The sequence below is a fragment of the Tolypothrix sp. PCC 7712 genome (assembly GCF_025860405.1).
GTDB lineage: Bacteria > Cyanobacteriota > Cyanobacteriia > Cyanobacteriales > Nostocaceae > Aulosira > Aulosira diplosiphon.
Map to the genome: position 1 here is coordinate 7,308,019 of NZ_CP063785.1, position 13,712 is coordinate 7,321,730.

6 protein-coding genes are annotated in these 13,712 nt (G+C 43.2%); 5 read left to right on the top strand and 1 reads right to left on the bottom strand.

Going from position 1 to position 13,712, the window contains the following annotated elements; translation table 11 throughout:
• Positions 1–86: 86 nt before the first annotated feature.
• Positions 87–2,834 carry a CHAT domain-containing protein gene (locus tag HGR01_RS29795; protein WP_235623013.1) on the bottom strand — a complete coding sequence of 916 codons (2,748 nt, stop codon included), beginning with the start codon at positions 2,832–2,834 and terminating at the stop codon, positions 87–89.
• A gap of 225 nt (positions 2,835–3,059) precedes the next feature.
• Here HGR01_RS29795 and HGR01_RS29800 point away from each other — a divergent pair, with 225 nt between their 5' ends.
• The 5 genes from HGR01_RS29800 (at position 3,060) to HGR01_RS29820 (ending at position 13,397) form a co-directional block, all read left to right on the top strand.
• A complete protein-coding gene (locus HGR01_RS29800; RefSeq protein ID WP_045868578.1) occupies positions 3,060–7,391 on the top strand; it encodes a filamentous hemagglutinin N-terminal domain-containing protein in 4,332 nt (1,443 codons plus the stop codon).
• Between the two features lie 60 nt (positions 7,392–7,451).
• Positions 7,452–8,267, top strand: coding sequence for a filamentous hemagglutinin N-terminal domain-containing protein (locus HGR01_RS29805; RefSeq protein WP_063749813.1), 816 nt, complete (start codon positions 7,452–7,454; stop codon positions 8,265–8,267).
• A 25-nt stretch (positions 8,268–8,292) separates the two neighbouring features.
• Positions 8,293–9,603 carry an IS701 family transposase gene (locus tag HGR01_RS29810; RefSeq protein WP_096621593.1) on the top strand — a complete coding sequence of 437 codons (1,311 nt, stop codon included), beginning with the start codon at positions 8,293–8,295 and terminating at the stop codon, positions 9,601–9,603.
• A 33-nt stretch (positions 9,604–9,636) separates the two neighbouring features.
• On the top strand, positions 9,637–11,970 hold the full coding sequence (locus HGR01_RS29815) for a beta strand repeat-containing protein (RefSeq protein WP_052335089.1): 2,334 nt from the start codon (positions 9,637–9,639) through the stop codon (positions 11,968–11,970).
• 86 nt (positions 11,971–12,056) lie between these two features.
• Positions 12,057–13,397 (top strand): transposase, encoded by a 1,341-nt coding sequence (locus HGR01_RS29820; protein WP_045868577.1) that lies wholly within the window; start codon positions 12,057–12,059, stop codon positions 13,395–13,397.
• The last annotated feature ends 315 nt before the right edge of the window (positions 13,398–13,712 follow it).

The window sequence follows — 13,712 nt, forward strand, 5'->3', positions numbered from 1 at the left end:
TTTATGCATTGAAATTTTTCTTCTCTAGCTTCAAAAGCAATGGGATATTTTTTTACTTGGAAGTTTTGGCTGTCGCGGGAAGCCTTTCAAAGCCAATTACCGATCGCAATTATTGGTGCCCAATAAGCAGGATGATCGTATAGAGGATTGATATTTTCAGATGATGGTAATTTTTTAGCATTAATCATTCTCATTTGGGCTGTTTGCAACGCCTGGGCAATACTCATACCAGTGTGGCGATAGTTTATGTAAAACGTTTTGACTATTTCGGATGTCGATTCATCGCTAACACTCCACAAAGATGCGATCGCACTTTTAACTCCAACTTGCAATGCAACTCCGGCTAATCCTAGTGTGGCACGATCATCGCCAACTGCGGTTTCACAAGCAGTCAGTGTGAGTAGTTCGACGCTATCTGATTTGTTGTTGAGGTTTCGCAGAGATGTTTCTAATTGGCTGATGGTAAGTTTTTGGTTTTTCCCTGTAACAATGAAGGTGTCTTCGGGAATGATGCCAAATTGAGCGTGACTAGCTATGTGAACAATGGAATATCTGGTTTGATCGAGTTTTTGCTGAAAATTTTCGGGGATAAAGTTATCGTCGATCAAAGGAGTATGATCGGGGAATATCCTTTCAATTGCACTGATTTCATTAGGAACAGCAAAAAGTGCATCAAAAGTCTTGCCGTCAATTGTGGCTTCTTTTGTTAAACCCAAAATTAACGCCTTTTGCATAGTGCGATCGCGTAATTTAGGCTTAGTAAGTCGTAAACTGGGGGTTGTAGCAACGGCGTAGGTTTCGACTAAATATTTCTGTTGTTGGCTATCATAAAGTGCTGCCATTGGCACGCTACGCAAAAACCCATCCTGAATAAATACCAGGGTTTTGATTTTCTGGGATTTGATGTCATCAGCAAAAGGGCGAATTATCCAATCATAAAGATGTGCCGCAATTGTTTTATCGTAGTTAATTTCTTCTTTGCTAACTAATCCTTTGCGAAACTCGGCAATTTTTTTCTCTAGGGTGTCGCTGCTAACTATTTTGGTTGTACCTTGTTGATTGGGGTCTTCAATCCACTTAAATTTGGTTGCCTGATTAGGTAACTGCAATAATATCCCGGTTTTGCCATCTAAAATTATGGAACTCAAAAACCCAGTATTCTGAAACGCTACACTATTATCTTCCAGAAGTTCGCCCACCGATTTGGGATTCAACCCACTCAAAATGCAATCATTGCCAAAATAATTCTGTAATTCTGCCAGTTTCAGAGCATCGATGGTGTTAACTACTTTTGATAGTTCCTTCACACGTTGTTCGTCTGCAATTGCCCCAACTCCCAGCAAATCAAGCCGCGACTGTGCCAATGTCCGGTACAATGGTCTAACGACATCGCGGAAATCAAACTGTACATCCCGTTCAGCAGTCAAAATATCCTGACGGATATCTTCTAAAGTATCAAATGCTCGCTGATAAGATGCGATCGCATCTTGTTTTTGGTTCTGTGCATCTAAAATCCTTCCTGCTTGCCATTCCCACAAATACAAGCTATCTTTTGCACTCAACTTGTTGTCTGCGGCAATGATTGCCGATTGGGTATATTTTAATGCTTTCTCATTATTTTTCTGACATTCCCAAAAATGTCCCAAAGCCCCGTTAGCATAAGAAATTAGGCGCTTATCTTGTAATTGTTTACTTGTTAATACTGAATTTTCTAGCAAATTCAATCTTCTGTTGTTACTAGATAAAATCATCTCAGTTGGACAGTAGGTAAAGGGTGAAGTTCCTTTTGTATTGCGCTGCAAGTATGCTAAATCAATTTCTCCATAGACTTTTGTTGCTGAATTGGGTAAACTTTCGAGAACATTTAAAGCATCCTCAAAGGTTTTGTTAAACTCCCCATCATTAATAAATTTGCTGTGATTTGTTTCGGAAGCCAACTGAATTAAATTTAATAATCCCCGCATCTCGGCTATAGCTTGCTTTTCTTTGCGGGCGAATTTTATACTATCCTGAAAATATTGGTAAGCTCTGTTATAGTCATCTAGAGACTTTTGCGTCAATTCTTGTTCTTTACTAGAAACACCAGCCATCATTGCCGAATCTGCTTGTAACTCTCGCAATTGACCACGACTTTTGTAAGCAATACCCAAACTATTGAACACCAAAAATTGATATTCTGGAGTAACTTGTTGTGCTGCGTCTAAATATTTAATTGCTTGGTCGTAACTGCCGATTAAGCGATATGCTTCAGCGAGAATCCCCAAAGCCGCAACCTGTCCGCGTTTATCATTAAATTTGCTGGCGATTTGTTCAGCACTTTCGGGAGTGCATTTTAGTTCCTGACTTACTTGATTTTTTGACTTATCTACCAGTTGACCACACAAAAGTGCGATCGCTTTGCGAGGTTGTCCCAAATTGCTGTAAACTTGGGCTAATTCTGACTTCATCCGTCCAACTTGCTGGATATTCTCTACCGCACCATAGTCACGAATTGCGGCTTCCAGAGATGCGATCGCTTCTTTGTTTTCTCCTATTTGTTGGTAAGCACGCGCCAAATTTTCATTCACAACCCCTGTAGCTGACGGATTATTTTTATACTGATTGAGTGCCTCTTGCCAATTTTTTATAGCATTGAAAAAATTTCCTGCATTATAGTCTTTGATTCCTAGCTCAACTAGTACATCCGTATGTGGAGTTTGTGCAGTTCCGACTTGTCCAAATAATAAACAAATTAAAAGGGTTAGTAAAAAAAATAATTTAGTAAATCGCTGAAAATTTAGTTTTTTGGCTTGCTGAGTAGAGACATAAATTATCCGTTGGCAAAGGTTACTCACTTTCAGCAATATATGGGTCTGTCGCAGTGCAGAAAGTAATATTTTGCAATATTTATTTTTAATGTTGAAAATGTGATAACAACAGTTATTCTTATTCATATTAGGCAAAAGAAAGCTAGCTGCTGATATTTCTTGAATGATAGTCTGATTCGTACATATCTCTAGCAAAAAAACATTCACATAAGCAATATCGTGGATTTTTAATTTATCCTAGGTAATTTATTTATGTATAGATTACATCAGCCAGAAAAACTCAGTATTAAAAGTATTTTTTATTTATACATATCCACTGTATTCAGCTTCACTTCACCAGCTCAGGCACAAATAACACCCGATAACACCCTAGGTACAGAAGCCTCTCGACTCAATCAAAATCAGATAATTAAAGGCGTACTGAGTGATAAAATTGAGGGTGGTGCAACACGCGGTAGTAATCTCTTCCACAGCTTTCAAGAATTCAATATAGATACTGGACGGGGAGTTTATTTCACCAATCCGGCTGGTATTGCCAATATACTGACTCGCGTTACAGGAAGCGAGCGCTCGCAGATTTTCGGCACATTGGGCGTATTGGGGAACGCTAATTTATATTTGCTCAATCCCAATGGTATTGTGTTTGGCCCCAATGCTCAGTTAGATATTAGCGGTTCGTTTAAAGCAAGTACTGCCAATAGTTTCAAATTTACTGACGGTAGTGAGTACAGCGCCACCACTGCCCAAGCACCACCACTGTTAAGCGTCAGCGTCCCTCTCGGCTTGCAGTATAGCCCGATTCGACCGGAGGCAACAATTACCAATCGCGGTAACCTGAGAGTTGGGCAAGACTTGCAGTTCATAGCAAACAAACTTGACCTGCAAGGACAACTGATTGCTGGACGGGATCTGGTTCTCCAGGGACAGGATACGGTGAAGGTGCGAGATACTGCGCTGAATCCATTTGTGGCGCGATCGGGTGGTAATCTAACTATCCAAGGCAATCAAGGAATTGATATTCTCGCCTTAAGCCATCCACAGCATATAGCCTTTATCAGTAGCAAAAACCTGAGTTTGCTCAGTGATGGACTCATTTCTGGGGATGCTCACTTTAGCAGTGGCGGTGACTTCCGCATTCAAAGTCTTTCTGGGCATCTGGTCAATTTCACCAGCCTGTATGACCCAATTATTAGTAGCACTGGCAATGTGGATATTGCGGCAAACTATCGCGGAGCATCGTTGTTGATCGAGTCTCAAGGAAATGTTAGGTTTCAGGGTACCGCTACCATTGATGCACCCGATACGGTTTCTACCTTTGTGGGCGAGGATGCCGCATTACGAACACAACCAGGTCTGATCATTCGTTCTGGACAAAATAGCTTGGTTTATGGCGGCACCAGTCAAAATAGTCCGCCAGGATTTACAAGTGGAACTGTTCCGACTGGAATTACCCTGCTCAGTCCCGTGCGTATGCAGCCCAACACTCAGGGGGGAGTGGTTAAGCTGACCGCTGCTGAAGGAGGTATTACCTTTCATAGCATTGATGCCTCCAGTACAACGGGGGGCAATGGCGGAACTATTGAATTAAGAGCAAAGGGCGATATTATCAACACTAACTCATTCCTCGATCCATTTGGATTATTCGCTGCACTGGGTTCGTTTTCCTATACAATCGCTGGGGATAGTGGTAATGGGGGCAACATATCCTTAATTTCGACCTTGGGTAACATCACTCTCAACAACGTACACTCGCCCTCGTACTCGTACTCGGCATATGGTGATGTGGGGTCGGGAGGAAACATTTCCTTGTCTTCTGGCTCAGGTAACATCACTCTCAACGACTCGGTCTTGAACTCGAACGCGCAATCGGACTCTGGTAATGCAGGATCGGGGGGAAACATTGCCCTCTACGCTGGCTCAGGGGATATCACTCTCAATAACTCTGGCTTGCGATCGGACTCGTACTCAGGCTCTGGTAATGCAGGGTCGGGGGGAAACATATACCTTTACACTGGGTCAGGGAATATCACCCTCACTAATTCGGGATCATACTTGAATTCTCAAATAACGGGAAGTGTTAAAGGTAAGGGGGGTGATATTACTGTAAGCAGCACAAATGGCTCGATTTACTTAAGAAATGGTGTTCAGATATCTGCTAGCACTGGTGGACAAGGAAATGCAGGCAATATTACTCTCAATGCCTATGGTACGGTTTTAGTAAGTGATAGAAGTATTGTGGGATCAATTGCGGCCAGGGGGGCGACGGGTAATGCGGGCAACATTGAACTCACGGCAGGCTCTCTAATACTTGCCGATGGTGGATATTTGACTACTAGTAATCGGGGAACGGAAAATTCGGGGAGTATAACGTTGACGGTGAGTGGTGCTGCCATCTTTGACGGCGTATTTTTAGATCCTAGCCGTTGGAATTCTAGTGGTGTATTCACTGAATCTACTGTAGGACAGAGTGGAGACATTACCATTCGAGCGGATTCACTATCCATTACTAACGGTGCTAAAGTCATTAGCTCGAATATTGGACAGGCCGATGCAGGAGATATCATCATTGATGCTACAAATGCAGTCTCCGTCAGTGGATTGTACACAAACGGCATCCCCACCAGACCGGAAGACGACGGTAGTATATCCAGTGGCATTTTTAGCGTTAAGAAAAACAGTGGTGGTAATGCAGGCACCATTAACATAACAGCAGGGTCACTTGCTGTAACAGATGGGGCGGTGTTGGGCGTTAGCCTGTTTGATGCAGGTAATGCAGGCAACATCACGATTAAGACCCAAGGTGAAGTTTTGTTTGATGGGATAGGAAAGCCTATCAACGGCAGTGAAGTACCTCTTACAAGTGGTGCCTATAGCTCTGTAACACCAGGAGCAGTTGGTAATGGTGGCGATATCGTGATTACAGCAAACTCACTGAAAGTGAGTAATGGAGCTGTATTGAATTCTAATACTTCTGGTGCTGGAAATGCTGGAAATATCATCCTCTCTATGCCAACCTTGACGATCGCCAGTGGTGGCAAAGTCTTGGCGGCCACTGAAAGCATCGGCAAGGGTGGAACAATTACGATCACTGCACCGAACGCTGTTAATCTCGGTACTAAATCTCAAGATTTTTCACCAGTGATCTCGGTTGAAACGAGTGATGCAGGCAAAGCGGGGGATATTGTCATCAATACGCCGATCCTCACCCTTTCAGATACCGCTCGGATCACGGCGACAGCAAGAGAAAATTCTACAAATCCAGAAGGTGGTGGCAGCATTACCTTGAATGCTTCCCAGATGGATTTGGCCGGCATCGTCGGTGTGTTTGCCGAAACAGAGGGACAGGCTCCAGCTGGCACCTTGCGACTCAATCCCTACAACAATCAACCCAATCTGAATATTGTGTTAATACCTAACTCCCAGATTTCGGCATCCACATCCGGTAGCGGCAAGGGAGGTGACTTAATCGTGGCGGCACCCCAGTCAATTACCATTGCAGGTTTCGGACGATTAGCCGTCGAAACCAAGGGTACAGGCGATGCCGGGAATATAAATTTTGCCACCCAGCAACTGAATCTCAAAGACGGAGTGGAAATTTCCGCCTCCACCTCAGGTGTAGGGAAAGCTGGAGAGATTGGCATTAATGCCGAGACGTTTACCCTAAGTGGCGGGGCAAAAGTCTCGACGAATACCTTTAACACTGGTGCAGCCGGCAACCTCAACGTCCAGGTGAACGATCAACTTTTCCTGACTGGGCAAGGTACAGGACTATTTGCCAGCACAAATGAAGGTTCTATTGGTAAAGGTGGCAGTATTATCATCGACCCTAGAACGTTAATAATTAGAGATGGGGCAACTATCTCTACCAATAGCCAGGGAGAAGGAATTGGCGGCAATATTAAGCTTTCCGCAGGTACTCTCACCCTGGATAATGGTAAAATTTCTGCCGAAACCCGCAGTAGTAATGGCGGGGATATTACCCTAAATCTGCAAGACTTACTATTACTACGCAACAGCAGTCAAATCTCCACCACGGCTGGAACGGCTCAGGCTGGTGGTAATGGCGGCAACATCACCTTTGATGGCAAGTTCATCGTGGCAATTCCCAACGAGAATAGCGACATTAGCGCCAATGCCTTCACTGGCACTGGTGGAAACATCCAAATCAACTCTCAAGGCATCTTCGGTATCGAGTCCCGTGCAAAACCAACTGATAAAAGTGATATTACTGCCAGTTCCGAACAAGGTATTTCGGGTGTCATCAATCTCAATACACCCGATAACAGTTCGATTCAAAACAGCTTCACCCAATTATCCCCGAACGCGATCGACACCAACGCACTGATTGCCAACAGTTGCATTGCACGCGGCAGTAAGCGACAAGAAAACTCATTTACCATCACAGGTTCTGGTGCTTTACGCAATAGTCCGGGGGATGTATTAATTTCCGCCTATTCAACTGGTGATGTACGTAATGTTGAACCAACATCGCGTCCTTGGAAAAAAGGCGACCCAATAATTGAGCCACAAGGATTATATCGATTACCTGATGGGCAATTACTGTTAAGTCGGGCTTGTAGTTAAAGGAAATATTGCACGCATAAGCAAGATCGTGGGTTGTATTTTATCCAAGGTAAGTTATTTATGAGTCGAGTACATCAACAGGAAAAACTCAGCCTTAAAAGTATTTTTTATTTATGCCTAATATCCAATGTATTTAGCTTGGCTTCACCAGCCCAGGCACAAATCACACCCGATAACACCTTGGGTGCAGAAGCTTCTCGACTCAATCAAAATCAGATAATTAATGGTGCCTTAGGTGACAAAATTGAGGGTGGTGCAACACGCGGCAGCAATCTTTTCCATAGTTTCAGCGAGTTTAATATCCAAGATGGGCAAAGTGTGTATTTTGCCAACCCCACTGGGGTAGAAAATATCTTAACGCGGGTCACAGGTGGAAATGCATCGAATATTTTCGGGACGTTGGGAGTTGCTGGTGCAGGAAATTTGTTCTTGATTAATCCCAATGGAATTTTATTTGGGCAGAATGCTTCTTTAGATGTGCAAGGAAGTTTTGTCGGGACAACAGCCAATGGAGTCCAGTTTGGGAATCAACAATTGTTTAGTGCCACAAATCCCCAAGCACCTTCATTACTTATGGTGAGTGTGCCTACTGGGTTGCAGTATGGCAGCAATCCGGGAGCGATTCAATCACAGGGTGCAATTTTACAAGTGCCCGATGGTCAAACCTTAACCCTGGCAGGCGGCACTGTAAATATTGATGGCGGGCAGTTGCTAGCGCCAGGAGGACTGGTGGAATTGGCAGGCATGGCAGCAACCGGCGAAGTTGGGTTAACACAGCAGGGACGGGAGTGGCGGTTGAGTGTGCCGGATGGATTGGCGAGAGCAGATTTCTCTTTAACCCTGTTTTGTCACTCTGGCAGTAGTATAATAAGGTAAAAATGCTAGAACCAAGACACAGAGCATGGTACAGCCCCGTCCAGCCGCACCAACAGTCAAATTTGTGGACGAATATTGCCAGTGGTATAAAAGTCTGTTTCCAGATGTTAGGAGTTTCGAGGCTTTTAAATATCTCCATGTAGGCTGCATTTCTGATCTAAAACGTAAAACATTGCCAGAAATAGCAAAAATCGTAGGATTAGATAACCAGCAAGGGTTGCATCATTTTCTAACTACATCACCTTGGGATATAGAAAAGTTAAGAACCTTAAGGTTAGAGTTAATTTTACAAGTGCTAAAAGGTAGACCAATCATTTTAATTATTGATGAGACAGGGGATAAAAAGAAAGGGAGCAAGACAGATTATGTGAAACGGCAGTATATAGGAAATTTGGGAAAAACAGATAATGGAATTGTGGCAGTGACAGTATATGGTGTTTTCTGTGGGATGACATTTCCATTACTGTTTGAAGTGTATAAACCCAGGGAAAGATTACAGGCAGGAGATAAGTACCGCACTAAACCAGAAATAGCAGCAATACTGATAAAAAAGCTACAATCAATGGGTTTTAAATTCAACTTAGTACTTGCAGATAGCTTATATGGAGAGAGTGGTAAGAATTTCATATCTGTATTAGATGAACTAAACTTGAACTATATAGTAGCGATTCGGTCAAATCATTATGTAGAAATACTTCCACGACAACATATTCAATATTTAAAGTGGCAGAAGTTTCAAAGGGTATTCTCTGACTTGAGTCGGGAAAATCGATTTATTAGAGAAATTATTCCGGGAAAACGTGGAGAACTTAGATATTGGCAAATTACTACAGATCCAGAAAATTTGCCTGATAACACTACTTGGTATGTGATGAGTAAATATCCAGACATTACGCCAAGAGAAGTTGGAAATTTTTACGGTTTAAGAACTTGGGTCGAGTACGGGTTAAAACAAAGTAAGAATGAATTAGGTTGGTCAGATTTTCGCCTGACTCACTACCCAGATATTGAGCGATGGTGGGAAATTATTTGCAGTGCTTATTTAATGGTTAGTCTGCATTCGGAGCAACTGTTTCAGTCTCCATCACAACGAGAGTCAAAATTTGTTTCACATCCTTGGTGGGATAATGGAAATGGCTGGAAGAACATTCTTAACAATCTTCGTTTGATTATTCAACCTTTTACTTTATTTAATCTGATATATCCCTGGTTAACGGTTTTTCCTATTCCTCAATTAGCTTTGGGTTTTTTTAAACTTCAATCTATTATTTATAGCCTCACCAGTTCAATTTTTATATCCCTGATTCACCCTGATTTCTACTTTTCCTCTGCCTAGAGTGACAAAAGAGGGTTAACCAATGGTGCGATCGTGGGTGTTAATTCTGGTGCAGGTGGGAGTATTGCCATAATCGCTCGCAACTTGACGATGACTGGAGCCGAAACACAGTTGCAAGCTGGTATATCAGCAGACTTAGGGACTGTAGGTGCTCAAGCAGGAGATATTGATATCGATGCAACAGAAATCGTAAGCCTTGATACAAGCCGCATCCTTAATGCAATTTTTTCAAACGGAATAGGTAATACTGGCGATATCCGTATTACCACAGGTTCTCTTTTCCTCGCCAATGGGGGACTAATACTTGCTGCCACATTTGGTCAAGGAAATACGGGGGATATCACCATTACAGCGAGAGATACGGTTTCCTTTGATGGCTTCGATAGCAATGGATTTTCCAGTGCCGCTGCTACCCAGGTGTCTCCCGAAGCGATTGGGCAGGGTGGTAATGTCATTATCACCACAGGCAAATTCTCTCTTACCAACGGGGCGGGCCTATTTGCCAGCACCTATGGTCAAGGCAATGCGGGAAATATCACCATTACCACAGATACACTCGCTCTCACCGATGGGGCGATCGTGTCTGCCAGCACATCTGGTCAAGGCAATGCGGGAAATATCACCATTACGGCGAGAGATACAGTATTCATGGATGGTATCGGCAGCGATGGATTGAGCAGTGGGGCTTTTAGCGATGTGTATTCTGGAGCGATCGGTCAGGGAGGCGACATTAGCATCAGCACAGGTACGCTCTATCTCACCAACGGGGCACTGGTAAGCGATAGCACCTATGGTCAAGGTAATGCGGGAAATATCACCATTACGGCGAGAGATACGGTTTCCTTTGATGGTGTAAACATCAATGGAGACAACGGTGGTGTTTATAGCCGAGTGCACTATGGAGCGATTGGTCAGGGAGGCAATATCCACATCATCACAGGCAATTTATCCCTCACCAATGGGGGGTATATAGATACCAGTATAAATGGTCAAGGCAACGCGGGGAATATCACGATTACGGCGAGAGATGCGGTATCTATTGATGGTGAGGGTAGCAATGGATTTGGAAGTTCCGTTAGTAGCCTAGTATATACTGAGGCTACTGGTCGGGGAGGTGATATCACCATCACCGCTGATTCTCTGTCTTTCACCAATGGGGGAACAGTAACTAATTCTACTTTAGGGCGGGGGAATGCAGGAGATCTAACCCTTACAGCGAGAAATGCAGTGTCCTTTGATGGTACTACCAAAAGCACATCGCAAACAAGTGGTGCTGGTAGCACTGTGGATATTGGAGCTATTGGTCGAGGCGGTAATATTCGCATCACCGCAGGTACACTCTCTATCATTAACGGAGCGGCAGTCAGTGCCACTACTTTTGGACAGGGAGATGCGGGAACTGTAACTGTTACGGCAAGAGAAGCAGTGTTCATTGATGGTACAAACATTAATGGAATTCCCAGTGGTATTTTTAGCCAAGTGGGAGATCAAGCCAATGGTCAGGGTGGGAAAATTACGGTGAATACCGAATTATTCTCAATTACGAATAGGGGTGAATTAACGGCATCTTCTGAAGGTCAAGGAAATGCAGGCAACCTGGACATCATGACTCACCAACTTCGCCTGGATAATCAGGGATCGATTCAGGCACAAACGGCATCGGGGCTGGGTGGCGACATGACGCTGCAAGTTCAGGATCTCTTGCTGTTGCGGCGAGGTAGCTTTATTTCCACCACTGCTGGAACTGCTTTTGCTGGGGGTGATGGCGGCAACATCACCTTTGATGGCAAGTTCATCGTGGCAATTCCCAACGAGAATAGCGACATTAGCGCCAATGCCTTCACTGGCACTGGTGGAAACATCCAAATCAACTCGCGAGGCATCTTCGGTATCGAGTCCCGTGCAAAACTAACCGATCAAAGTGATATTACTGCCAGTTCCGAACAAGGCATTTCCGGTGTCATCAATCTCAATACACCCGATAACAGTTCGATTCAAAACAGCTTCAGCCAATTATCGCCAAACGTCATTGACACCAACGCACTGATTGCTAATAGTTGCATTGCACGCGGCAGTAAGCGACAAGAAAACTCTTTTACCATCACAGGTTCCGGCGCTTTACGCAATAGTCCAGGTGATGTCTTAATTTCCGCCTATTCAACTGGTGATGTACGTAATGTTGAACCAACATCGCGTCCTTGGAAAAAAGGCGACCCAATAATTGAAGCACAAAGATTATATAGATTACCTGATGGGCGATCGCTCTTAAGTCGGGCTTGTAATCAATACCTTAGCCAAAATAAGAGGATGAAGAGAGGGGGCCGATGTAATAGAGTTATTGTCTTGGCAGAAATTTCCTCTTCTTGAGTGCGATCGCAAACTTTGAAGATATAGGGCTGCCGTAGTAGAGTTATTGTCTCTCACAACGACAACTCAAAACCCACGAACAGCCCATGCCCGACATTTTAGCACTCCTGCAATGCCTCCTGCCGCAGATAAATGCGACAACAATGAGGCAATTGAACCAGATAATCCAGGCCATGTTAGCCATGAGCGGCCGAGTCACGATGTTAGGAATATCGCGTTGGGCAGGCACTGGTGGTAGTTATCGGACTATGTTGAGATTTTTTCATACAGTAATACCTTGGGCGACGTTGTTTTGGCTGTTTTTTCGCAAGCATTTGTTTTGTGCGAATGAGGTGTATTTGCTTGCAGGAGATGAAGTTGTAATAAGTAAATCAGGTAAACAAACTTATGGGCTGGATAGATTTTTTTCTAGCCTAGCCAGCAAACCCATATCAGGGCTATCTTTTTTTACATTATCGTTAGTAAGTTTGGAGAAAAGGCACTCATTTCCGATTCAGATAGAACAGGTGATAAAGAGCGATGAAGAAAAAAGTATCTCGTCACCAACCCGAGAAGTTAAACCTAAAGATAAACGGAAGCGTGGACGACCAAAAGGGAGTAAGAACAAGAATAAAGCCGAGGTAATTTTAACATCTGAATTACTGCGAATTCAGAAAATGATTAATTCACTATTCAAGTTATTAGACGGGTTTATTCCCCTTACCTACTTAGTACTAGATGGTCACTTTGGGAACAATAATACCTTGCAGATGGCTCGCCAAGTTAACTTGCACATAATTTCCAAGCTCCGCTATGATTCGGCATTATATATACCTTATCAGAACCCTGACTCCAATAGTCGCTCCCGTCGTAAATACGGAGATAAGTTAGACTATTGTAATATACCTAATAAGTATTTATGTAAAAGTACCATTGAGGATGAGATCCAAACTGATATTTATAAAGCCACTCTACTTCACAAAGAATTTGCCCAGGCACTAAATATAGTTATTTTGGTTAAAACCAATCTTAAAACTAATGCTCGTAGCTATGTAATTCTATTTTCTAGTGACCTAGATTTGTCCTACGAAAAAATAATCGACTACTACAAATTGCGCTTCCAAATCGAATTCAACTTTCGAGATGCCAAGCAGTTTTGGGGATTGGAAGTTTTCATGAACTTAAGTCAAACTGCGGTGACTAATGCTGCTAATTTAGCATTTTTCATGGTCAATTTATCCCATTATCTTCTCGCTGATTTTCGTCTCCTTAATCACGACTCCGGCATTATTGACCTTAAGGCTCACTATCGTGGTTTTCGATATGTTCGTGAAATTTTAAAAATGCTTCCGGAAATGCCTGAGCCTATTTTATTAACCCAGATTTTTGCCAAGCTTACTTCTTTAGGACGTATTCATACAGTTTCTACGGGCGTTGAACCCTCGTAAATTGGCAACGGTATTGTTTACACCATTTATTTTTGACTGCTTCTGAAGTTGAATTTGAAGCTGTGTTCCCTGATTGGAAAGGCTTTTGTCTGAATCACATACAACGTTCTCATCTCACACAAATTTCCTCTAAGAATATAGAGTAAATATAAGCACTACTTCTATTTTTGTACTGTCAGTACTGGTGCAATTTTATTGCGTTAGTATACGCGCAGTGTTACCGCAGACTAGCTTAGCGGCTCCGTTCACGAAGTGTACCCAAAGGGCTTAGGGTAGGAGCCAGTCTTGGATGGCCGGAGGGCTTTTGTCAGTTCG

Excerpts from the sequence above, each read along its gene's own strand:
- HGR01_RS29800 (WP_045868578.1), top strand. The coding sequence starts at position 3,060 with ATGTATAGATTACATCAGCCAGAAAAACTCAGTATTAAAAGTATTTTT.
- HGR01_RS29805 (WP_063749813.1), top strand. The coding sequence starts at position 7,452 with ATGAGTCGAGTACATCAACAGGAAAAACTCAGCCTTAAAAGTATTTTT.
- HGR01_RS29810 (WP_096621593.1), top strand. The coding sequence starts at position 8,293 with ATGGTACAGCCCCGTCCAGCCGCACCAACAGTCAAATTTGTGGACGAA.
- HGR01_RS29820 (WP_045868577.1), top strand. The coding sequence starts at position 12,057 with ATGCCCGACATTTTAGCACTCCTGCAATGCCTCCTGCCGCAGATAAAT.